Source organism: Micropruina sp. (assembly GCF_047607385.1).
Taxonomy (GTDB): Bacteria; Actinomycetota; Actinomycetes; order Propionibacteriales; family Propionibacteriaceae; genus Micropruina.
The window spans coordinates 1-21,624 of sequence record NZ_JASGDE010000022.1 but is presented as its reverse complement, the minus strand read 5'-3'; the positions used below and the strand labels follow the sequence as shown (position 1 = coordinate 21,624).

The window sequence follows — 21,624 nt, the reverse complement described above, 5'->3', positions numbered from 1 at the left end:
GACACGGCGTCCGAGGCGGCCAAATCGGCGCGTTGACTCATCCAAGATGCCCGCGTAGCGCGAGTCGTTGACTCATCGGAAGTTGCCCGCGTGGGATCGGTGACGGATGGAGCTCACGTTGGCGGCACGGAAGGCGATCACGAAGGCCCAGTTGGCGAAGTGGCCGAAGGCGACCAAGACCGAGAAGGGGGCGATCCTGGACGCGGTGTGTGAGGTGACCGGGTGGCATCGTGACCATGCCCGCAAGGCGATCCGGACCATGCTCACCCGACCCGAGCCTGGCCCACGCCAACCCCGGGTGCCGGTCCAGCGTTACGACCAAACAGCGGTGGAGTTGCTCACCCAGTGCTGGGCTGTGCTGGACGGGCCCTGCGGGAAACGGCTCCGACCCGCACTCGACCAGACACTGGCCAACCTGGCCCGACACGGCCACCTCGACACCGTGCCAGCCGAGGTCGTCGACCAGGTCCGGGCCATGTCCGCAGCCACCATCGACCGCCGCCTCGCCCCGGCCCGCACCGGGCTGGTCGCCCAGAAGGGCTTGTCCCATACCCGGCCCGGATCGTTGTTGAAGACCTCGATCCCGTTGAAGACCTGGGCCGAGTGGAACGACACCATCCCCGGCTTCCTGCAGATCGACCTGGTCGGTCATGAAGGCGGCGACAACAACGGCCCGTTCCACTACAGCCTCGACGCCACCGACATCGCCACCGGCTGGACCGAAACCATCACCGTGCACTCCAAGGGCGAACGGATCGTCGCCGCCGGCCTGGAACAACTCCACACTGAGGTGTGTCCTTCCGTTCGGACGGTGGCCTTGAATGGGACATTTGGTTCCAGGGAGGTAGGTCATTGTGGGGAAGTATCGGAAGTTTACTGCCGAGTATCGGTTAGAGGCGGTGCGGATGGTGGTTGACACGAGCCGGCCGATCGCGCAGGTGGCTCGTGATCTGGGTATCAACGAGGGCACGCTGGGGAACTGGGTGGCGAGGTATCGTGCCGATAACCCGGCCAGTGAGGAACTCAGTGTGGATGAGCGGGCCCGGTTGAAGGAGTTGGAGCGGGAGAATCGCGAGCTCCGGCTGGAGCGGGATTTCTTAAAAAAAGCGGCAGCCTTCTTCGCGAGGGAGCAACAGTGACTCAGCGGTACGAGTTCATCGCTGCGGAGAAGGCAACCGTGAATAGCCCGTTCCCGGTGCGGTCGATGTGCCGTTGGCTGGGCGTATCGCCGTCGGGCTTCTACGACCACGAGCGTGCGGTGCCGTCGGCGCGGGCCCGCCGGCGGGCCGTGGTCGCCGATTACGTCCGGGCCGCGTTCCAGCGTGGCCGCGGCACCTACGGGGTCCGCCGGGTGCACGCCCTGGTGACCGCCAGCACCGACCCTGTGGTGGCTGGCTGCTCGCTCAACCTGGTCCGGGCGATCATGGCCGAGCTCGGCTTGGCCGGCTGCCAGCCGCGCGCCTACCGCACCACCACCCAGGCCGACCCGGACCCGGACACCACGCCGCCGGACCTGCTCGGCCGCGACTTCACCGCCACCCAGCCCGGCGTCAAGCTCGTCGGGGACATCACCTACATTCGTACCTGGGCCGGCTGGCTGTATCTGGCCACCGTGATCGACTGCTGCACCCGCGAGGTCATCGGCTGGTCGATGGCCAGCCACATGCGCGCCGACCTGGTCTGTGACGCTGTCACGATGGCCCACGACAAAGGCGCCGTCGAACCCTGTGGTTCCCCCCGAATCGTGGAGGACTTCTCTATGCGGCTTCCCGGGCGGGGGCCGTGGTGGTCTCGTAGGTGATCGGGCTCATCATGCCGATGGTGCTGTGTCGGCGGTCGTGGTTGTAGAACCCGTAGCACCAGTCCAGCACAACGGCCTGGGCCTGGCGGGGGTTGGCGAACTCGTGTCGTGAGAGGACTTCCCATTCCAGGCTGCTGAAGAACGCCTCGGCAGCGGCGTTGTCGAAGCAGGAGCCGACCCGACCCATCGACTGACGGATGCCGAGCTTGCGACACAGCTTGGTGAACACCTTCGCCGTGTAGGTGGAGCCCCGGTCGGTATGGAAGATGACCCGCTTGGAGTCGTCGTCACGCCAACCGGGCTGGTTCACCGCGTCGACGCCGCCGCGAGCCGCGACGGCCATCTTGATCGCTGAACAGGCCAGCTCGGCATCGGGATGCAGCCCGGTCGCGGCACCGAGCAGACGCCGCGAGTACAGGTCGATCACGGTCGCCAAATACAGCTTCGGGCCGGGGCGACCGTGCTCATCGACGGTGGGGATCTCGGTCATGTCACCCACCCACTTGGTGTTGGGCCGATCCGCTGTGAAGTCCCTCCTGAGCAGGTCGGGAAACGTGGGTGCAGTCTTGTCCTGCCTTGTCAGACCGTTGCGACGACGGATTCGCCGTGCCACCAAGCCCAGCCGGTGCATCGAGTCCGCGACGGTCTTCTCGCTCACCTTCCAACCGTCATCGATCAGGTCGGCATGCAACCGCGGGGAGCCGTGCAGCCCCCGAGCCTTCTTGAATGCGACCGCCACGGCGCGGTCGATGGTGTCGCGGCGACGATCCCGCGGCGTGTGCAGGCCACTGGCTGCGGACGGTCCCATGGCTCGGGTGATCCACTTGTAGAACCAGGCCACAGACACCCCGAGCAGGGCACAAACGATCGTGTGCGGCACCCGGTAGTTGGTCCTCTGGTCAGCGATGAAGCGTGCCACGCTCACTTCGTCGCCTCCTTCACCCACAGGACCACGGATCGCTTGAGGACATCACGCTCCATCCGCAACTCGGCGTTCTCCGCCCGCAGCCGCTTCAACTCCTCGAAGTCATCCGTGGACAACTCGCCGCGACCCTCACCGGCCTGCCGGGCCCGAGCCACCCAGTTGCCCAGGGTGCCCTCGTTCACACCCAGGTCGCGAGCGATCTGCGCGATCGGCTTCCCAGTCTCCTCGACGATCCGGACAGCTCCCTCACGGAACTCCTGGTCGTACTTCTTCCGCTTCTCTGACATCGCTACTCCTTATAGCTGATGCCTCTACGGTCCGGGGGGAACCTCACCCGGCGCGATCTTCCATTCCGACCGTGGCACCCAATACACCAGCAGCCAGTTCGCCAGCCATCTGAAAACGCTGGATATGCGGTCCTCGATGGGTCGCCGCGGGCAATGCTGGGACAACGCCCTCGCCGAGTCGTTCTTCGCCGCGTTGAAGAACGAACTCGTCTACCGCACCTCGTTTCCCACCCAGCAACACGCCCGCCGCGCCATTGCGGAATATATCGAAGTGTTCTACAATCGGATCAGGATCCATTCCGCGCTCGGCTACAAGACGCCCGCCGAAACCGCGCAGGAACACCGGCAAACATCAACCAAAGCAGCGTAAAACACAAAAAGTCACCGTCCGAAAATTCGGAAACACATCACACCGGCGCGAAAGTGTCGAAACGCTACGACACCGCCACCACACCCCTGGACCGGCTCCTCGGCCACCACCACGACCTGCTCGACCCCCACGACCGGGCCCGGCTCGGCGCCCTGCACCACGACACCGACCTGCTCGGACTCAAACACCAGATCAGCGACATCCAAGGCAACCTGCTCGAACTCGCCCGCCGCCGCGGCCAAGTCCAACGCCGCGCCAAGACCAACCACGTCTACCTCAGCCGCACCAAAATGGGCACCCGCACACGGGCAACTTCAGATGAGTCAACGACTCCCGCTACGCGGGCATCTTGACATGAGGCATCAGGATCGGGGGCCTCCCTCGCGCTCGCCTAACTACTTAGCGCTCGCTGAACTCAGCGAGCCCGAAGTAGTTAGGCGAGCGTTCGGTGGACGGACGGTCGGTTGTGCGGTCTGCGACCATTCTCGGATGAGCGGAATACAGCTGCGTGACTACACCGAGGACGACGCCGCGCCGACCCTGAAGGTGTTCCGGGACGCGGTGACGGTCACCGGTGCGCAGCGCTACACCGCCGAGCAGGTGGTCGCCTGGGCAGGGCCGCCGGAGGACAACCTGCCGGCCTGGCATGCGGCGCGATCGGCTCCGGCGACGATCATCGCAGTGATCGACAACACCGTGGTCGGCTTCTCCGACCTCGACGCACAGGGTTACATCGACATGCTGTTCGTGTCGCCCGAGTTCGGACGCCGTGGCGTGGCGGGCCGGCTCCTCGACGAGGTCGAATCACGCGCGCGATCGGCGGGCCTGGACGCCCTCACGGTCAGCGCCAGCCTGCTGCTGCGTCCGCTGCTTGAGCGCCGCGGGTTCGTCGTGGAGGAACAGCTGGCTCCGGTGGTGAACGCGGTGACCCTGGTCAGTTTCGCGATGCGCAAGCGCCTCTGACCTCCCCGGCGCTCGCCTAACTATTTGGGGCTCGCTGAGTTCAGCGAGCCCCAAATAGTTAGGCGAGCGTTTGGACGGGGAGCGACAGAAGCCCGGACGTGGAACGGCCCGGCGTCCGATGGGGACGCCGGGCCGCGACGTTCGTGCGAGTTCGGTCGGCTCAGACCTCGGCGGGCTTCGTCCGGGTCGGGTCGACGCCGACGCCCGGGCTCATCGTCGACGCCACGGTGACCTTCTTCAGGTACCGGCCCTTCGAGGACGACGGCTTGAGCCGCAGCACCTCGTCCAGGGCGGCGAAGTAGTTCTCCGCCAGCTTCTCGGGCGCGAAGGACGCCTTGCCGACGATGAAGCACAGGTTGGCGTGCCGGTCGACGCGGAACTCGATCTTGCCGCCCTTGATGTCGGCGACGGCCTTGGCCACGTCCATGGTGACGGTGCCGGTCTTCGGGTTCGGCATCAGGCCACGCGGGCCGAGCACCCGGCCGATGCGTCCGACCTTGCCCATCATGTCCGGGGTGGCCACGACGGCGTCGAAGTCGAAGTAGCCGCCGGAGATCTTCTGGATCAGGTCGTCGGCACCCACCTCGTCGGCGCCGGCCGCGACGGCCTCCGCAGCCTTCTCACCGGTGGCCAAGACGAGGACCCTTGCCGTCTTGCCGGTGCCGTTGGGAAGGTTCACGGTGCCGCGGACCATCTGGTCCGCCTTCCGCGGATCGACACCGAGCCGCATCGCGACCTCGACCGTCTCGTCGAATTTGGCGCTGGCGTTGTTCTTGACGATCGCCAGGGCCTCCTCCGGGGTGTAGAGCTGGGTCGCGTCGCGGTTGTCTGCGGCGGCCCGGTAAGCCTTGCTGCGCTTCATGTTCTGGTCTCCTTGTGATGTCGGCCCCGTGTGGCCGATCTGCCAGGTGCGGTACGGACGACGTCCTGCCGCGGGGTTTGGTGTTCAGTTCCGAGGTCTCGACAAGCTCGACCAACGGATGCCTGATGTCAGCCGTCGACGGTGATGCCCATGGAACGGGCGGTGCCCTCGACGATTTTGGCGGCGGCCTCGATGTCGTTGGCGTTCAGGTCGGGCAGCTTGGTGGTGGCGATCTCGCGCACCTGGGCGGCGGTGATGCTGCCGACCTTGTCGGTGTGCGGACGCGCGGAGCCGCTCTTCACGCCGGCGGCCTTCTTGATCAGCTCAGCGGCCGGCGGGGTCTTGGTGACGAACGTGAAGGTCCGGTCTTCGTAGATGGTGATCTCGACCGGGATCACGTTGCCGCGCATGGCTTCGGTTTCTGCGTTGTACCGCTTGCAGAACTCCATGATGTTGACGCCGTGCGGGCCGAGCGCGGTGCCGACCGGCGGAGCCGGGGTCGCCGCACCCGCGTTCAGGGCGACCTTGACGATGGCCGCTACCTTCTTCTTGGGAGGCATGTGTGGGTCCTTAACTCGTTGTGTTTCGGGTTCGCGAACTAGACCTTGGCGATCTGGTTGAACGTCAGGTCGACCGGGGTCTCCCGACCCAGGATCTCCACCAGCGCCTTGAGCCGCTGGCTGTTCGCGTTGATCTCGGTGATCGTCGCGTGCACCCCGGAGAAGGGGCCGTTGACGACCATGACGGAGTCTCCGACCTTGAAGTCGGCGACCTCGACCTTGCGGGTGCGCTTCTTCGGCCCGGACGCCGCGGCTGCGGCCTTGGCCAGCGCGGCCGGGGCCAGCATCTTGTGCACCTCGTCCAGGGACAGCGGCACCGGAGCGTTGGCGTGGGCCACGAAGCCGGTCACCGACGGGGTGTGCCGCACCGCGGCCCAGGACGCGTCGGTCAGCTCCATACGGACCAGCACGTAGCCGGGCAGCACCGTCCGGGTGACCGTCTTGCGGGTGCCGCTGCGGGTCTCGACGACCTCTTCGGTGGGCACCACGGTCTCGAAGATGTACTCCTCCATGCCGAGCGTCTTCACCCGGGAATCCAGGTTCTGCTTCACCCGGTTCTCCATGCCGGAGTAGGTGTGGATGACGTACCAGTCGCCGATCTGGCCGCGCAGTTCCTCGCGCAGCGCCTCCAGGACGGCCTCGTCGCTGGCGTCGCTCTCCGCGTCGTCCTCGGCGGCCGGCTCGGGCTCGCTGAGGTCGATCGAGAGGCCGTCGTCGTCGGGCTCGTCGGTGGAGTCGACGCCCAGATCGACCTCGAAGTCGTCCGAGGGTGCGGCAGCGTCGGCCGGACCGAGATCGATCTCGAAGTCGGGCTCGTTGGTGGCATGCGTATCAGACACAGTGTTGCTTCTCTCGTTGACTTCTCTGCTCAGCCGAAGATCTGCAGCAGGCCCCAGCCGAACAGCAGGTCCAGGGCACTGACGTAGAGGATGATCAGCAGAACGAAGACCAGCACGACGATGAAGTACTGCCGCAGCTGGGTCGCCGTCGGCCAGACCACCTTGCGGAGCTCCCCCGCCGACTCGCGGACGAAGCCGACCGGTGTGGTGCGCTTCTTGGCCCGGGCGGTTCCACCCGCGCGCCGCTTCGGGGTCGCATGGCCCTTGGTGCCGCTCGAAGTCTCTTCCGCCGGCGACGATTTGCGGACCGGACGGCTGCTCGCCGCCGCTCGCGCTACCTCACGCGCCGGATCCTGGGCAGCCGGAACGCCGCTTTCGCTTTCGGCATTGTCCTTGTCCGCCACACACGATCCTTCGCACTCGACCCGTCCCAGCAGGGCAAGAGGGACTTGAACCCCCAACCTGCGGTTTTGGAGACCGCTGCTCTGCCAATTGAGCTATTGCCCTTCGTGGTGCCCCGGCCTCAGATCGCGCCCGGTGCCTTGTGGGCTCCGCACCCACCCGCCTGGTTGAGCGCTGTGGGCATGGGCCATCTGAGGTGAGGCCACCAAGACAAGAAGTCTAGCGGGCTTGCCGGGCCGCGTCGAACCGAGACCGGCTCAGCCTCGCCGGACGTCCGCGATCGCCGCGCAGACGTGGTCGACGTTGGCCTCGTTGAGCGCGGCGACGCAGATTCGTCCCTTGTCGGTGCCGTAGACGCCGTGCCGTTCGCGCAGGGCGATCATCTGCTCCTTGGTCAGGCCGGAGTAGCTGAACATGCCGACCTGGGTGGCGATGAAGCCCATGTCGGTGATGCCGGCCGCCTCCAGCCCGCTGACCAGCCGCAGCCGCATCGCCTTGATCCGGTCGCGCATGGCCCCCAATTCCTCGATCCACAAGGCCCGCAGCTCGGGGTCGATGAGCACGGTGGCGGCCAACTGTGCACCGTGGGTGGGCGGGTTGGAGAAATTGGTCCGGATCACGATCTTGTCCTGGGAGAGCAGCCGGGCCGCCTCCTCGGCGTCCGCGCAGACCACCGACAGCGCCCCGACCCGCTCGCCGTAGAGGCTGAGGCTCTTGGAGAACGAGGTGGATACCAGCACCGGCAGGCCGGTCTCGGCGAAGCGGCGGACGACGGCGCCGTCGGCGTCCAGCGACTCGGAGAGGCCCTGGTAAGCCATGTCGAGGAAGGGCACCAGGCCGGCGGCGGTGACGGTCTCGATCACCCGCTCCCACTGCTGCGGGGTCAGGTCGTAGCCGGTCGGGTTGTGGCAGCAGGCATGCAGCACCACGACGGTTCCGGACGGGGCTGCGGCCAGGTCGGCCAGCATGCCCTCGATGTCGACGCCGTTGGCGGCGGCGTCGTAGTAGCGGTAGGTCTCGACGGTGAAGCCGGCCCGGGTGAACAACGCCTCGTGGTTCTCCCAGGACGGGTCGGAGATCAGCACCTTCGCGTCCGGGTCGAAGCGGCGCAGGAAGTCGGCGCCGATCTTCAACGCGCCGGTTCCGCCCAGCGCCTGGACGGTGACCACCCGGCCCTCGGCGACCGCCGGGGAGTCGGCACCGAAGACCAGCTCACGGACCGCCTTGGTGTAGCCCGGCAGCCCGTCGATCGGCAGGTAGCCGCGCGGCTTCGGGTCCTCGGCCAGTCGCTGCTCGGCCCGCCGGACGCACTCCAGCAGCGGCAGCTTGCCGGTGGCGTCCTGATAGACGCCCACCCCGAGGTTGACCTTTTTCGGGTTGGTGTCGGCGACGAAGGCCTCGGTGAGGCCCAGGATCGGGTCGCGCGGGGCAAGCGGAACTGCGCTGAAGAGGGACATGGCCCTCAGTCTAGGGTCACGCCGACCAGCACGGGCTCGGGCACCAGCGTGACGCCGAAGGCATCCCGGACGCCGTCGCGGATCTGCCGGGCCAGGGCGAGCAGGTCGCCGCTGCCGGCTCCCCCGCGGTTGGTGATCGCCAGGGTGTGCTTGGTCGACAGGGTGGCCGGCGGGGTGCCGAAGCCCTTGTGGAAGCCGGCGGCCTCGATCAGCCAGGCGGCGCTGGTCTTGACCCGTCCGTCGGCCTGCGGGAACCGCGGGGCCTGGTCGGGCAGGGTCGCGGCCGCCTCGGCGTCCAGGATCGGGTTGGTGAAGAACGAGCCGGCGCTCCAGGTGTCGTGGTCGTCGGCGTCCAGCACCATGCCCTTGCCGCGGCGCAGTTCCAGGACGGCCTCGCGGACGTCCGTCATCGGGGCCCGGCCCCGGCCGTCCAACTCGAGCCAGCGGGACAGTTCGCCGAACCGGATCGGGGTGGACAGGGTGCCCTGGCGGAACTGGAAGGTGACGCTGAGCACGACGTAACGGCCGGGCTCGGACTTGAACCGCGACGTCCGGTAGCCGAAGCCGCAGTCGCCAACGGCGAAGGTGCGGAAGCTGCCGGTCTGCCGGTCCCAGGTGCGCACCGACCACAGCCAGTCGGCCACCTCTTGGCCGTAGGCGCCGACGTTCTGGATCGGGGTGGCGCCGACGCTGCCCGGGATGCCGGAGAGGGCCTCGATGCCGCGCCACTCCTGGGCGATGGCGTGGGCGACGAAGTCGTCCCAGTTTTCACCGGCGGCGACCTGGATGACGGCTCCCCCGCACATCGCGGCGCCGGGCTCGTCGATGGTGCAGGAGCCGCCGGCCAGTTCGATGCCCTTGGTGGCGACGTGCACGACGGTGCCGTCGAAGCCGTCGTCGCCGACCAGCACGTTGGAGCCGCCGCCGAGGATCAGCAGCGGCTCGCCGGCCGCGTCGGCGTCCCGGACGGCGGCGACCAGCTCGTCCTCGGTGGTGGCCTCGATCCAGCGGCGGGCCGGTCCGCCGACCCGCAGCGTGGTGTGGTCGGCCAGCCGGGTCGTGCTGCCGGCGATCAGGTCAGTCAATGCGCACCTCCGCCTTGGCGCCGCCGAGCACCTTGGCGCCGTCGAAGAGTGCCTCGATGGTGACGGTGGCGATGCCGTCCTCCACCTTCGTCACGGTACCCCCGAAGGTCACCGTGGAGCCGTCCGCGGTGTCCGGCACCGGGACCGACTTGACGAAGCGGACGTAGTAGCTGAGCACCCGGCCCGGGTCGCCGCACCAGTCGGTGACCACCCGCAGCGCGCTGCCCATGGTGAGCATGCCGTGGGCGATCACGTCCGGGAGGCCGAGCTCGGCGGCCGCACGATCGGAGTAGTGGATCGGGTTGAAGTCGGTGGACGCGCCGGCGTAGCGGACCAGCGTGCTCCGGGTGAAGGCGGTGGTGATGCTCGGCAGCACGGTGCCGACCTGGACGTCGGTCATGCCACCTTCTCCTCGGGCCAGCTGTGCAGCAGGGTGGACGCGGCGTCGCAGACCCGCTCGCCGTCGGCGTCCAGGGTCACGGTGATGGAGATGAAGGCGCTGGTGCCGCGGGCCCGGACCCGGTCGATGGTGAGGGTGGCGGTGACGGCGTCCCCGACCCGCAGCGGACGGCTCCAGCTGAACCGCTGGTCGGTGTGCACGGTGCTGCTCAGCGACAGTTCCAGCTCTGGATCGTCGAACATGGCGCCCCAGGCGGCCGAGGACAGCACCGCCGCGAAGGTGGGCGGTGCGACGGCGTCCGGGCCGGCGCAGGCGGGGTTGTCCGCGTCCCCGAGAGCGGCTGCGAACTCGGCGACCTTGGCGGCGCTCACCAGGTAGGGCGCGGTCGGCGGGTAGGTCCGTCCGACGTGGATGTCGCTGATCATGGCCACAGGGTAGTGCGTGGGGACCGACCCGGTCGGGTGGCGTCGCCCGGCGATCTCGGGAACGGTGATTCCTCGACGGGGACGGCGGACCCTGGGAACCGGCGATGTCGACCCTGGGAACCGGCGATGTCGACCCTGGGAACCGGCGATGTCGAGATCGCTGCTCGATCGCGGGAAACCTCGCCGATCTCGTGTAGCGACCCGAAACCGGCGGGCCTTCCCACCAGCGGTGTGCGATCTCGACATCGCCGACCCATTCGGTCGGCACCGGGGGCGCCACCCCCGCTCGCCCAACGGTCCAGCACTCGCCGAGCTGTCCAGCACTCGTCCAACTATCCAGCGCTCGCCCAACTATCCAGCACTGGCCCAACTGTCCAGCGCTCGTCCAACTGTCCAGCGCTCGCCGAGTTCAGCGAGCCCGAAATAGTTAGGCGAGCGCAGGGTGGCGGACGATGGTGCGGGCACGCGAAGAGGGCCGCCCGCGTGTGCGGGCGGCCCTCTTGGCTACGCTCAGCGAGTCTCGCGGTGCGCGGTGTGCAGGTGGCACTTGGGGCAGAACTTCTTCAACTCAAGACGATCCGGGTCGTTACGCCGGTTCTTCTTGGTGATGTAGTTGCGCTCCTTGCACTCGGTGCACGCCAAGGTGATCTTCGGACGAATCTCCGACTGCTTCTTGGCCATCGCGGTTGCTCTCTCTCGTCTTGCAGTTGCCGGTCCTTGGTAGCGGGAGCGGGACTCGAACCCGCGACACAGCGATTATGAGCCGCTTGCTCTACCGCCTGAGCTATCCCGCCGCCCGTTCGGAGTACCCAACCGGGCATGATGGGCGGTTATTCCACCAACTCCAAACGCAGAGCCCCCATGCGGAATCGAACCGCAGACCTTCTCCTTACCATGGAGACGCTCTGCCGACTGAGCTATAGGGGCCTGGACCGCGTGAAACACTACACGAGGGATCGCGTCGTGCTCAAATCGGCCACGTCGGCGTGGCGCGGCGCTACCCCTCGACGGCGCCCACCGGGGTGATCTCGGCGAAGCCGAGCCGCCGGTACAGGTGCAGCGCTTCGCCCGCGGACTCCTCTTGGACGTTCAGCGCCATGCTCTCCCAGCCCTTGTCGTGGCAGGCTTGCCCGGCCGACAGCAACAGCAGGCTGCCCAGCCCGCGGCGCCGGTGGTCGGGATGGACGAACAGCTCGATCACGAACGGCACCGCCGGGATGCCCTCCCAGGGCGGGCTGGTCACCGTCTGAACGCAGCCGATCAGGTTGCCGTCGGCGTCCTGGACGACCAGGGACGCCTCCTCGACCGGAATGCCGTACTCACCGTCGAAGACGCCCTCCATCTCCTCGACGGCGTCCTCCAGGTCGACCGCGGCCGCACCCTTGGGGTAGGAGTCCCAGTACAGCGCGCCCAGCGCCTCGGCGTCCGAGGGCGCCTGGGGCCGGAGGGTGATCCCGGCCGGAGTCTCCGGCGCGGGCAGGGGCAAGCCACACTGCATCAGCATGGGGCCAGCTTAAGAGGTTCCACAGGTAGTGCGGTCGAGTTGGGCGTCGTTCCAGTGCGTGCCTGAGTGCCGCCGACGAGCGAAGTCGTGGCGGAACCACGTCGAGTGAGAAGAAGGTGCTCAGGTGCGTGCAGGGCGGCGGCGCGGGAAGCTGCCGGCCGGACGGCACCTGTCACCGTCCGGGAGCCTCGGCACGGCCAACCGACAGCCCTGCCGGCACGGTCGGCAGCATCGCGACCGCGAGAGCGTCCGACCGGACCGGATCGCGACCTCGGCTGGAGTTCGGGAGCGACATGAGGACGGGGTTGCGTGGGACGATAGGAACCGTCCCCATCGTCCCACCGAGGAGCGAGACGGCCGACGACGAGGTCGCGTGGGACGAAAAGAACCGTCCCCATCGTCCCAGGAACGGAGCGAGATGACCGACCAGAAGTTCAGCGCCGACTATGCGGTGCTCGGCGTCGGGTCGATCGCGGAGGCGATCGTCACCGGGCTGTGCGACGGGGTGGACGCGCCGCCGCGAGTCGTGCTGTCCCCGCGGAGCCGGAAGCGCAGCGCGCGGCTGGCGGAGCGCTACCCCACCGTCCGGGTGGCCGCGGACAATCAGCAGGCCGCCTCGTCCGCGGCGACGGTGCTGCTGTGCCTTCGCCCCCAGGACGCCGAGGCGGCGCTGGCCTCGATTCGGCTGGACCAGAGGCAGCGGGTGGTGAGCGCGATGGCGTCCTTCTCGTCCGAGCACCTGGCGCAGTTGATCGGGCCGGTGGCGGAGATCTCCCGGGCGATCCCGGCGGCCGCGGTGGCGGAACGAAGCAGCGTGACACCGCTGTACCCGCCCGGTTCCGCGGCGCAGCAACTGTTCGACGGGCTGGGCGGCTCGATGCCGCTGGCGTCCGAGAACCTGCTGGACGCCACCTCGGTGGCCAGCGCCACGGTCGCCGCCCACCTGGCCTACCTGGAGACGATCAGCGTCTGGCTGGCCGGCCAGGGCGTCGAGCTGGACGACGCGCAGCGGCTGCTGGCGTCGGTGTTCGCCGGCGCCACCGCCGGGTTCGCGCACAGCACGGACTTCACCGCCCTGGCCCGGCAGCACGCCACTCCGGGCGGGCTGAACGAGCATCTGGTGGACGCCCTGCGCGCCGCGGGACTGTACGACACCGTGGCGCACTGCCTAGACGACATGCTGGCTCATCTGTCGACGTCGTAGCGCCGGTTCGTTGGTCGAGCTTGTCGAGACCGCGCTGGGACAGGTTTCGACAAGCTCAACCAGCGGAACTCGACGTTGGTCGAGCTTGTCGAGACCGCGCTGGAACAGGTTTCGACAAGCTCAACCAGCGACATTGCTCACATCAGGTGCGGACGAAGATCTCCACTCGGCGGTTGAGTTGGCGTCCGGCCGGGTTGTCCTTGCCGTTGAGCTGGTTGGGCGCCACCGGCTTGGCCTCGCCGTAGCCCTTGGCGGTCATCGGCGCCGACACGCCGCGCTGCCGCAGCGCCTGCTCCACCGAGGCGGCGCGGCGTTCGGACAGGCCCTGGTTGTAGGAGTCGGTGCCGATGGCGTCGGTGTGGCCGCTGATCCGGATCTGGCTGTTGCCCACCTTGCCCAGCGCCTGGGACACCCTGTCGAGGGTGTCGGCGGCGTCGGCGCGGATGTTGTCCTTGTCGAAGTCGAACAGCACCCCGTCGGCCAGGGTGATCACGAACCCGCAGATGTTCACCTTGGGCAGCAGCTGGACGACCGGCGGGAACTTGCCCAACGGCGGGACGGGCGGCAGCGGATCGGCCGGCACATCGCCGGAGAAGGTCGGGCCGACCACGTTCGCGGTGCCGTTGCCGTCGTTGGCGATGGACACCTGGCCGTCGACGTAGGTGCCCGAGCCGTTGCCGTCGTTGGTGATCGAGACCTTGCCGCTGACGTACGTGCCGGAACCGTCCCCTGAGTTGGTGATCGACTCGGTCTTGCTCACGTACGTGCCGCCACCCTTGCCGTCGATGGTGACCGACAGGTCGGCGTCCACGTAGGTGCCGGAGCCGTCCCCGGAGTTGGTGATCGAAACGTCCGAGCTGACGTAGGTGCCGCCGCCCTTGCCGTCCCGGGTGATCGACTCGCGGTCGCTCACCGAGGTTTCCGAGCCGTCCCGGCCGCGGGAGTAGCTGCCGTCGGGTCCGACGTAGCTGCCGGACCCGTCCCCGTACAGCACCAGCCCCGAGTCGGCGTTGGAGTATTCGCCGTCCTTGGTGCAGCGCACCGCGGTGATCTTGACGCCGGGGATGCTCTTCAGGGTGGGTTGCAGCTTGTCGCGCAGCGATTTGCCGGCGGTGGAAAGCCGGGAGACGTCCGGCAGGCTGAACAGCGGGACCGGCGGGAACTGCCCCGGCTGGTAGCCCGGGACGGCGTCCGCGGCGACCGTGCCGGTGCTGCTGGGCGAGGGCGCGGCGGTGGTGATCTCGGGCGCGGTGGTCGTCGCGGGCGCGCTGGGGCTGGGCTCGCCGCTGCTCACGCTGACCGAGCAGCCGGTGAGCAGGACGGCGCCGGCGACGGCGGCGATCAGGGGACGGGGCATCACGGCTTCCTTTCGGGGATGGTGGGACGGATCGGCAGCCACAGCGACACCGAGGTGCCGACGCCCATCCGGGAGTCGAGGTGGACGCGGCCGCCGTGGCGTCCGACGACCGAGCGGACCAGGGCCAGGCCGAGTCCCTGGCCGGGGATGCCGCGGGCGGTGGACGCCCGGGAGAGTTCGTCGAATACCCCGGGCACCTCGGCGGCCGGGATGCCGGCGCCGGTGTCGGCGACCACGACGGCGATGCCGCCCTCGGATTCGCTGGCGCGGATCTCGATCCGGTCGCCGGGACGGGAGTACTTCACGGCGTTGTCGGTCAGGTTGTACAGGGCCAGGTAGAGCAGATCGGGGTCGGCCGCGATCGGCGGCAGCGGCCAGGGCGCCTGCGGCAGGGTCAGCGACCAGTGCCGCTGGACGCCGGCCTGCGTGGTGGAGCAGGCGTCCCGGACGGCGGTGAGCAGTTCGCCGAGGTCGACCTGTTCGATGTCCAGGTCACGGTGCTCGACGTCGGCGATCTTGCGCAGCGAGGTGAGCAGCGCGCCGAGCCGGGCCGACTGGGTGGCGATGACCTCGACGGCGTCCGTCGCCTGCGGGCTGCCGGCCGGGGCCGCGCGCAGGGCGTCCAGGGCCAGGTTGGTGGCCATCACCGGGTTCTTCAGTTCGTGGTCGATCCGGCCCAGCAGCCGGCCGCGTTCAGAGCTGAGCCGGGCCTCCACCTCCGCGGCGGCCTGCTCGACCCGGCGGTCACCCGCGGCGATCAGGGCGTCGCGGCTGCGGGCGAGGCGTCCGACGGCCAGGCTGGCGGCGGCGACCAGGACGGTGCCGATCAGCAGCAACAGCGCCGGTGAGACGGCGAACATCACCCGGGTCTGCGGCACCACCAACCAGACCACCAGCGCGCTGATCGCGCCGATGGCTGCGACGGCGACGGCCGTCCGCTGTGCCGGACTCATCGGGAGCCCTGACTGACCGGGGCGACGAAGGCGTAGCCGACGCCGGGGACGGTGCGGATCCAGCGCGGGTGGGCCGGGTCGTCGGCGAGCACCCGGCGCAGCTCGGAGATGCGGTGGTCGATGGCGCGGGTGCCGACCGGGTCGTCGTAACCCCAGACCACTTCGAGCAGCCGCGGCTTGGAGACGACCTCGTCGGGGTGGGTGATCAGATGGTCGAGCAGGGCGAACGCCTTCGGGGTGAGCGCCAGCTCGCGTCCGGCCAGCCAGACCCGGCGGGCCGCCCGGTCGACCCGGAGTTCACCGGCGACCAGCACGGGTGCGCTGGTCAGGGTGGGTTTGCCGGCGGCGCTTCGGCGCAGCACGGCGCGGACCCGGGAGATCAGCTCACCGGCGTCGAACGGCTTGTTCAGGTAGTCGTCGGCGCCTTCGTCCAGGGCGCGGGCCCGTTCGGCGGCCTCCCCCACCGAGGTGAGCAGCACCACCGGGACGGTGTGGCCGGTGCGGCGCATCCGGCGCAGGGTCTCGCGTCCGTCCAGCTCGGGCATCATCACGTCCAGCACCACGATGTCGACACCGCCGGCGGCGACCGTGCTCAGCGCGGCGAGGCCGTCCTCGGCAACGGTCACCGCGAAGCCGTCGCGCTCCAGGATCGGGCTGAGGCCGGAGGTGATCCCGGGATCGTCGTCGACCAGCAGCAGCCGGGGCCGGTCAGTGGACATAGCCGTCCACCAGCACCGCGTAGGAGTCGTCGGAGCTGGAGCAGGTGCCCTGCACCACCTTGGTGCGGGTGGTGACCGTCTTCTTGCCCTTGATCAGGAAGCGGACCGGCAGCAGCGCCGGGGTCGGGTTGGTGCCGTCCAGCTGGACGTTCTGCACCGCCTCACCGTCGGCCAGGATCAGCACCTGGATCACGATGTCGTCGGGGACGGACGTCCGCAGCCCCAGCTTGCCCTGGAAGATCTGGTGCCCGGCGACGCCGAAGACGACCTCGTCCACCCCGCCGTCGCAGCCGGCCCACAGCGACAGCGCCGAGTCGTAGCGGGTACCGCTGGAGTCGCCCTTGATGGTCGCGGTGGTGCGCTTGGCCTCCCGGGTGGCGGCGGCGACCAGGCCGTCGACCGGCTTGGCGCCGGCGGGCACCGCGTCCTCACTGGGCTGCGGCTGGGTCGTTCCCGGGGCCGGCTCGAACGCGGTGGCGGCCGGCGATCCCGGTGCGGACGGAGCGGCAGGTGCGGACGGAGCATCGGAGCCCACCGAGACGCTACAGCCGGCGGTGAGCAGCAGGGCGGTTCCGGCGGCGATGATGCGGGCGAGCCGGGGGCGCTGGTTCGTCATGTGATCCCTCTCGTGAACTGACGAGTCCACGCTATTGGTCGGCCGTGTCCCGAGGGTGGCCGGGGTGTCGCAATACGGTCGCAGTCCGGCGACATGGTGGCGCCGACGGCGCCGCGGCTCAGTGTGTTGCTCGCCCGACGTTGCTACTCGTCACCCTGCTCCCGCGCCCGGTGACGCCAGTACGCGAGACTGTCGCGGGTGATCAGGGTGTTGGGGTGGTCGGCTCCGAGCACTCGCACCCGAACGGGGAGAAGTTCAGCGAATGCGGCAGCAGCACCGGCCGCATCACGCGCCCGCCCGCGCCAAGAAGCGAGGTTATGGCGAGCCGTGAGAGTGCCGGGATGCTCGACACCCAGCACCCGTTCACAGACGAGCACAAGTTTGGCGAACTCCGCTCTGGCGCCAGCCGCATCACCCGCCTCCCCTCGCCAACGAGCCAGATTGTTGCGCGTGGAAAGTACGGCGGGATGGTCGACACCCAACACCTTCTCCTGAATAGGGAGGAGTTCAGCAAGCGCCTCTACGGCACCGTCCGCATCACCCGCCTGCCCGCGCCAGGAAGCGAGTTCATGGCGGGTAACAAGAGTGCCGGGATGTTCAACACCCAAGACCTGTTCCTGAATGGGGAGCAGTTCAGCAAGCGCCTCTACGGCACCCGCCGCATCACCCGCCTCCCCTCGCCAACGAGCCAGATTGCTGCGCGTAGCGAGAGCATCGGGATCCTCAACACCCAGGATCCGTTCCTGGATTGGGAGTAGTTCAGCGAGCGTCTCCGCGGCATGAGCCGCATCACCCGCCTCCCCTCGCCAGCGAGCCAGATTGCTGCGGACGCGCAGGGTCTCGGGATGGTCGGTGCCCAGCGCCCGCCCGAAGATAGGCAGAACTTCGGCGAGCAGATCGGCAGCACCAGTCGCATCACCCGCTTCCCCGCGAGCGAAAGCAAGATTGTGGCGGGTGCGCAGGGTCTCAGGGTGCTCGGCACCCAATCCACGCATCCGGACGTGGACCAGATCGGCGATCAAGTCGGCGGCACGAGCCCAGTCACCCGCTTCCCCGCACCAGTAGGCCAGTCTGTGGCGTGCCGCGAGGGTATCGGGATGGCCGGGACCCAACAGGCTGCTGATCGGTTCCACATACTGCTGCCAGCGATCACGAGACGCCGTAGGTGTCAACGGCGACGACACCGCAACCAATGCCTTCACAGCGCCCGAGGCATCGCCGGAGGCCAACTCGTGGTCGGCCCAGCTGTCCTCCGCATAACGGCGCGTGGCGTCGTCCCAGCCCTTCTCGTGAAGCGAGCGAAGGGCTGCGGCGAGCACCTGGTGAGGTGTGCGGTCTGGACGGGACAGGGTCATGTCGACAGCGCTTCGGCGGCGGCGTGGCCGAGGCTTTTGTCCGTCAGGTAGTGCCCGGCATCGTGGGCATGGCGGCCGTTGTCCACCCGGAAAGTCGGATTGACCGATGTTGCCGAGCCGGCTCCCGGGGCGAAATCGTCCTGAAGCGAGGTGTGCACAGCGATCAGGTCGTCGCGGTCGGCGAAGTCCGACCAGCCCATGACCGACGGCGGCACGCTTGGTGGTTGCGGCTGGATTCGTTCGTAGATGATCGTCCGCAACGCCAGGGGTGATCCGATGGTGATCAACGCCACCTTCTGGTCGGTGCGATGCAGGGCTTCGTAGGCGACGACCGAGCCCAGGGAATGGGCGATCACGAGTTGGGTCTCCTCATCGATCTGTCCCAGCACCCGGTTCTGGGCGGTGACGCGAATGGTCGGATCGGTGAGATACAGGCTGACCTCGCGCAGCGCCTGCTTTACGAAGGCAGCGGCGAATCCGAATCCGACCGGGGCGAGCCAGCGGATGCGCGCCAGCCGGTCGAGTGCTACCGATCCGACGGCCCCGAGCCCCTGTGCCCCTGAGGTCGGGGTGAGCTGTGCGATGGCCTGCTGCGCCGCGCGACGATCGTTGGCGTCCGGAGCCCGCTCGGCGGCGGCAGTCAGCCAGGCGAGAGCGAGTTGCTGCTCGAGTTCGATGGCTTCTGGATCGGTCGCTTGGAGGTCCCCCGGCCCCTGAGCGCCCGGGGTGCGGTACAGGTCGCCGTAGAACGCCATCCGGGCAGTCAGATCGCCTGGACGCTGGTCGCGCCACAGCCGGTCCGCCAACTCCGAGTAGCCGGCATTGCGGATGCCGCCCGCCAACGCCGGCAGCCAGGTGGATTCGAGGGTGTCGGCGCTCTTCAACGACTGGGCGATCCCGTGGACCAGAACAACCCGCGCCATCATCCCTCCATGACCGTCGCCGAAACGGTAGCTTTCGCTTGTCGGTTCATCCTTGCATCAACGGTGGTGATTATGCGTCGGGCCCTGGTCATCGCATCCGAACACGGAGCATCAGAAGACGAGCGGCTCGATTTCGTGCCCGAGATCGCCGCTGGCCTGGCCAAAGCACTGAAGGACGAATGGACCGTCGAGGGACCGGTGCTCAACCCGACCTCAAGAGAGGCCAAGGACACGATTCTCGCCGCAGTGGCCGAGGCAGCACGCGGACAGCAGACGCTCCTGTTGTCGTTCCTCGGTCACGGGGTCGTCCGCGAGCGCCACTACCAACCGCCTGCCTTCTATCTGCAGTACAGCGATTCATCGCGTGAGGCGCCATCGGAGACGAGCCTCCATCTCGTGCCGTTCCTGTCCGAGGTGCTCGGCAGCAGTGACGCCGTTGGATTGAACGGCCTGATCCTCCTGGTGGATGCCTGCTCAGCCGGTGGCGTCCCCATCCAGGCGGCGCTCGACTTGAGCAACCCGCGGGGCAGTCGTCTCGAGGTGCTGGTCGCGTCCGACGAGGGGAACGCCTACTACGGCTGCTTCACCAAGACCATCACCGATGCCCTGACGACCGGGATCACGCATGCGGGCGAAACGATCCACCCAGCCGATGTTTACCCGCTGCTCGCCACCGCGTGTGCCGCACAGTCACCGGCGCATCTGTCGTATATGAACGGCCGCATCAATCTCGTCGGCAGCCATGATCGGGCATTGTGGCTGTTGCGCAATCGCACCAGGGCCTGGCATGCACTGCTCGACCGTCCCGATGCCGGGCTGCTCGATCAGGTCGCTGGACAGGTCTCGCTCAGCCGCAGTCAGCAGATCGCGCTGCAACGGGTGAAGGAGCACATCTACAGAAGGCTGCGGGTGGTCACTAGGCCTGCGGGTTCAGGAAAGACCACCTTGCTGGCCACGCTGATCAGCCCCCAGCTTGACCGACGCGGCCAGGCGATCGCCAGTAACATCAGTGCGGCCGCCTTCCTGAGCCGGATCACCACCCCGGACGCTGTCATCGTCGAGATCGCCGATCAGCTCGCAAAGGGCGGCGACGATGGCGATGATCAGACGCCGGCGTTCGCCTCTGCCTTCGCCCAGGCCCGACGGCAGGTCGATGAGGAGATCAAAGCCAAGGTCTTGCCTGGAACCACCAGCCTGCTCGACCGCGAACTGGTCCTTCCGCTGGCCCGCAGCCTCGACCCGACCAAGGAACCGGTACAGATCGTTCTCGATGGGCTCGACCAGGTCCACTCCGACCAGGAATCGCCGTTCCTCGACCTGGTCACCACACTCACCGCCGACGACCGGCTCAATCGACTGCGGGTGATCGTCGGCGTCCGCGAAACCGACCGCGCTCTGCCCGAGCGGCTCACCGAACATGGCTTGGTCACCCGGATCGAACCACCGACCTGGGGAGACCTGCCCGACGCCGACCGTGCTCCCTGGCTCGCGGACGTCATCGCCCAGAACACGACCGAGATCATCGACAGCGGCTGGCTGACGGTGCGGCTGCTCGAACAGCTGACCGACGATCCGGGGACGTATGACCTCGCCACCGCCGCCCGCGCCTTCTTCAACCAGGGTCTCGGACGACTTGCTAACCCGGTGCTGCGCACGATCACCGAAGACATCGCCCAACTGCTCGGCGTCACCGGCATCGGTCCGGTCCTCCCGCTCGTGGTTCTGAAACAGGCACTCGTCGAACTCGACCACGACATCACCGACGCCGACCTCGGCACCATCATCGCCACCCTCGGCCCGCTGATCATCCGCGGCCGTGCCGGCTTCCCCGACGAACACGTCGGCTACGCACACCTCGAAATCGCCCGAGCACTCACTTCGGCGAACCAGACATGAGTCCGGTCGACAACCCGCACCGGATCATCGCCGCCGCGCTGAGAACGTTGCATCGGAAGGGCTGGGACGAGCCGACCCGCCGCTACGCCGAGGACGCCTGGGCAGGCCACGAACTGGCCGCCGGGGATGCGTCAGGCGCCGTCGACGCCTTGGTTGCTGTGTCGTCCGAGGTATCGCCAACGGCTTCGCGGGATCGGTGGCAGCAGTATCTGGAGCCGATCAGCAACCTGTTGGGTGCTGACCATCCCGACACGCTGATCACCCGCAACAACCTCGCCCGCTGGCGCGGGGAAGCTGGTGATGCGGCTGGTGCTGCCGCCGCGTTCGCTGAACTTCTACCCATCCGGGAGCGGGTGCTCGGCCCCGAACATCCCGACACACTGACCACCCGCAGCAATCTCGCCTACTGCCGCGGGCGAGCTGGTGATGCGGCTGGTGCTGCCGCCGCGTTCGCTGAACTCCTACCCATTCAGGAGCGGGTGCTCGGCCCCGAACATCCCGACACCCTCACCACCCGCCACGAACTCGCCTATTGGCGCGGAGAAGCTGGTGATGCGGCTGGTGCTGCCGCCGCATTCGCCGAACTCCTGCCCATCCGGGAGCGGGTGCTCGGCCCCGAACATCCCGACACCCTGATTGCCCGCCACAACCTCGCCTACTGCCGCGGGCGAGCTGGTGATGCGGCTGGTGCTGCCGCCGCGTTCGCTGAACTCCTACCCAT

27 protein-coding genes and 3 tRNA genes are annotated in these 21,624 nt (G+C 68.2%); 9 read left to right on the top strand and 21 right to left on the bottom strand.

Annotated features, from left to right (window positions below):
* The first annotated feature begins 106 nt into the window (after window positions 1–106).
* From QM582_RS01765 to QM582_RS01755, 3 genes are read left to right on the top strand one after another with little or no spacing between them, the layout of a single operon-like run.
* Window positions 107–916, top strand: coding sequence for a hypothetical protein (locus tag QM582_RS01765; RefSeq protein ID WP_415081199.1), 810 nt, complete (start codon window positions 107–109; stop codon window positions 914–916).
* The gene (locus QM582_RS01760; protein WP_415081197.1) at window positions 906–1,139 is read left to right on the top strand and encodes a transposase; all 234 of its coding nucleotides are present in this window, start codon (window positions 906–908) and stop codon (window positions 1,137–1,139) included. Before QM582_RS01765 ends, QM582_RS01760 begins: the two co-directional genes overlap by 11 nt.
* Window positions 1,136–1,801, top strand: coding sequence for an IS3 family transposase (locus QM582_RS01755; protein WP_415081195.1), 666 nt, complete (start codon window positions 1,136–1,138; stop codon window positions 1,799–1,801). Before QM582_RS01760 ends, QM582_RS01755 begins: the two co-directional genes overlap by 4 nt.
* Here the strand turns inward: QM582_RS01755 and QM582_RS01750 are convergent.
* Window positions 1,758–2,726 (bottom strand): IS3 family transposase, encoded by a 969-nt coding sequence (locus QM582_RS01750; RefSeq protein ID WP_415081194.1) that lies wholly within the window; start codon window positions 2,724–2,726, stop codon window positions 1,758–1,760. The genes QM582_RS01755 and QM582_RS01750 overlap by 44 nt on opposite strands.
* Complete coding sequence (locus QM582_RS01745; RefSeq protein WP_415081192.1) at window positions 2,723–3,013, bottom strand: transposase; 291 nt, start codon at window positions 3,011–3,013, stop codon at window positions 2,723–2,725. Before QM582_RS01745 ends, QM582_RS01750 begins: the two co-directional genes overlap by 4 nt.
* Before the next feature lie 124 nt (window positions 3,014–3,137).
* Here QM582_RS01745 and QM582_RS01740 point away from each other — a divergent pair, with 124 nt between their 5' ends.
* From QM582_RS01740 to QM582_RS01730, 3 genes are all read left to right on the top strand, one after another.
* On the top strand, window positions 3,138–3,383 hold the full coding sequence (locus QM582_RS01740; RefSeq protein WP_415081191.1) for an integrase core domain-containing protein: 246 nt from the start codon (window positions 3,138–3,140) through the stop codon (window positions 3,381–3,383).
* 53 nt (window positions 3,384–3,436) lie between these two features.
* The gene (locus QM582_RS01735; protein WP_415081190.1) at window positions 3,437–3,736 is read left to right on the top strand and encodes a hypothetical protein; all 300 of its coding nucleotides are present in this window, start codon (window positions 3,437–3,439) and stop codon (window positions 3,734–3,736) included.
* A 136-nt stretch (window positions 3,737–3,872) separates the two neighbouring features.
* The gene (locus QM582_RS01730; protein WP_415081189.1) at window positions 3,873–4,346 is read left to right on the top strand and encodes a GNAT family N-acetyltransferase; all 474 of its coding nucleotides are present in this window, start codon (window positions 3,873–3,875) and stop codon (window positions 4,344–4,346) included.
* Window positions 4,347–4,506: 160 nt separating this feature from the next.
* Here QM582_RS01730 and rplA read toward each other — a convergent pair whose 3' ends face one another.
* The 13 genes from rplA to QM582_RS01665 all read right to left on the bottom strand — a co-directional run bounded on the left by rplA (window position 4,507) and on the right by QM582_RS01665 (window position 11,880).
* Window positions 4,507–5,208 (bottom strand): 50S ribosomal protein L1, encoded by a 702-nt coding sequence (gene rplA / locus QM582_RS01725; protein ID WP_415081188.1) that lies wholly within the window; start codon window positions 5,206–5,208, stop codon window positions 4,507–4,509.
* A gap of 128 nt (window positions 5,209–5,336) precedes the next feature.
* A complete protein-coding gene (gene rplK, locus QM582_RS01720) occupies window positions 5,337–5,768 on the bottom strand; it encodes a 50S ribosomal protein L11 (protein WP_415081187.1) in 432 nt (143 codons plus the stop codon).
* Window positions 5,769–5,806: 38 nt separating this feature from the next.
* A complete protein-coding gene (gene nusG / locus QM582_RS01715) occupies window positions 5,807–6,607 on the bottom strand; it encodes a transcription termination/antitermination protein NusG (RefSeq protein ID WP_415081185.1) in 801 nt (266 codons plus the stop codon).
* Window positions 6,608–6,636: 29 nt separating this feature from the next.
* Complete coding sequence (gene secE / locus QM582_RS01710) at window positions 6,637–7,011, bottom strand: preprotein translocase subunit SecE (protein ID WP_415081183.1); 375 nt, start codon at window positions 7,009–7,011, stop codon at window positions 6,637–6,639.
* Window positions 7,012–7,041: 30 nt separating this feature from the next.
* Window positions 7,042–7,114: transfer RNA gene (locus QM582_RS01705), tRNA-Trp, on the bottom strand.
* A 152-nt stretch (window positions 7,115–7,266) separates the two neighbouring features.
* Window positions 7,267–8,466, bottom strand: coding sequence for an aromatic amino acid transaminase (locus tag QM582_RS01700; protein WP_415081181.1), 1,200 nt, complete (start codon window positions 8,464–8,466; stop codon window positions 7,267–7,269).
* A gap of 5 nt (window positions 8,467–8,471) precedes the next feature.
* Complete coding sequence (locus tag QM582_RS01695; protein WP_415081180.1) at window positions 8,472–9,551, bottom strand: UDP-N-acetylmuramate dehydrogenase; 1,080 nt, start codon at window positions 9,549–9,551, stop codon at window positions 8,472–8,474.
* Window positions 9,544–9,951, bottom strand: a complete 408-nt coding sequence (locus QM582_RS01690; protein ID WP_415081178.1) for a MaoC/PaaZ C-terminal domain-containing protein — start codon at window positions 9,949–9,951, stop codon at window positions 9,544–9,546. The genes QM582_RS01695 and QM582_RS01690 overlap by 8 nt, the downstream gene beginning before the upstream one ends.
* Window positions 9,948–10,376 carry a MaoC family dehydratase N-terminal domain-containing protein gene (locus tag QM582_RS01685; protein WP_415081176.1) on the bottom strand — a complete coding sequence of 143 codons (429 nt, stop codon included), beginning with the start codon at window positions 10,374–10,376 and terminating at the stop codon, window positions 9,948–9,950. Before QM582_RS01685 ends, QM582_RS01690 begins: the two co-directional genes overlap by 4 nt.
* Before the next feature lie 510 nt (window positions 10,377–10,886).
* The gene (gene rpmG / locus QM582_RS01680; protein ID WP_105184661.1) at window positions 10,887–11,057 is read right to left on the bottom strand and encodes a 50S ribosomal protein L33; all 171 of its coding nucleotides are present in this window, start codon (window positions 11,055–11,057) and stop codon (window positions 10,887–10,889) included.
* A gap of 37 nt (window positions 11,058–11,094) precedes the next feature.
* Window positions 11,095–11,170 (bottom strand) — tRNA-Met (locus QM582_RS01675).
* Between the two features lie 60 nt (window positions 11,171–11,230).
* Window positions 11,231–11,303, bottom strand: a tRNA-Thr gene (locus tag QM582_RS01670).
* A gap of 70 nt (window positions 11,304–11,373) precedes the next feature.
* Window positions 11,374–11,880, bottom strand: a complete 507-nt coding sequence (locus tag QM582_RS01665; RefSeq protein ID WP_415081174.1) for a GNAT family N-acetyltransferase — start codon at window positions 11,878–11,880, stop codon at window positions 11,374–11,376.
* 418 nt (window positions 11,881–12,298) lie between these two features.
* Between QM582_RS01665 and QM582_RS01660 the strand changes: the two genes are divergently transcribed.
* On the top strand, window positions 12,299–13,084 hold the full coding sequence (locus QM582_RS01660; protein ID WP_415081172.1) for an NAD(P)-binding domain-containing protein: 786 nt from the start codon (window positions 12,299–12,301) through the stop codon (window positions 13,082–13,084).
* Between the two features lie 142 nt (window positions 13,085–13,226).
* Here QM582_RS01660 and QM582_RS01655 read toward each other — a convergent pair whose 3' ends face one another.
* From QM582_RS01655 to QM582_RS01630, 6 genes are all read right to left on the bottom strand, one after another.
* On the bottom strand, window positions 13,227–14,441 hold the full coding sequence (locus tag QM582_RS01655) for an OmpA family protein (RefSeq protein ID WP_415081171.1): 1,215 nt from the start codon (window positions 14,439–14,441) through the stop codon (window positions 13,227–13,229).
* Complete coding sequence (locus QM582_RS01650) at window positions 14,441–15,394, bottom strand: sensor histidine kinase (RefSeq protein ID WP_415081170.1); 954 nt, start codon at window positions 15,392–15,394, stop codon at window positions 14,441–14,443. The genes QM582_RS01655 and QM582_RS01650 overlap by 1 nt, the downstream gene beginning before the upstream one ends.
* Complete coding sequence (locus QM582_RS01645; protein WP_415081168.1) at window positions 15,391–16,113, bottom strand: response regulator transcription factor; 723 nt, start codon at window positions 16,111–16,113, stop codon at window positions 15,391–15,393. Before QM582_RS01645 ends, QM582_RS01650 begins: the two co-directional genes overlap by 4 nt.
* Window positions 16,103–16,729 (bottom strand): hypothetical protein, encoded by a 627-nt coding sequence (locus tag QM582_RS01640; protein ID WP_415081166.1) that lies wholly within the window; start codon window positions 16,727–16,729, stop codon window positions 16,103–16,105. Before QM582_RS01640 ends, QM582_RS01645 begins: the two co-directional genes overlap by 11 nt.
* A 143-nt stretch (window positions 16,730–16,872) precedes the next feature.
* The gene (locus QM582_RS01635; protein ID WP_415081165.1) at window positions 16,873–18,048 is read right to left on the bottom strand and encodes a tetratricopeptide repeat protein; all 1,176 of its coding nucleotides are present in this window, start codon (window positions 18,046–18,048) and stop codon (window positions 16,873–16,875) included.
* 32 nt (window positions 18,049–18,080) lie between these two features.
* Window positions 18,081–19,007, bottom strand: coding sequence for a hypothetical protein (locus QM582_RS01630; RefSeq protein ID WP_415081164.1), 927 nt, complete (start codon window positions 19,005–19,007; stop codon window positions 18,081–18,083).
* Between the two features lie 9 nt (window positions 19,008–19,016).
* On the opposite strand from QM582_RS01630, the gene QM582_RS01625 reads away from it, so the two are divergent.
* Entirely contained in the window at window positions 19,017–20,903 is a 1,887-nt protein-coding gene (locus QM582_RS01625; protein ID WP_415081163.1) for a hypothetical protein, read from the top strand.
* A partial coding sequence (locus QM582_RS01620; RefSeq protein ID WP_415081162.1) for a tetratricopeptide repeat protein occupies window positions 20,900–21,624 on the top strand: 725 nt, incomplete at its 3' end. The genes QM582_RS01625 and QM582_RS01620, both read left to right, overlap by 4 nt.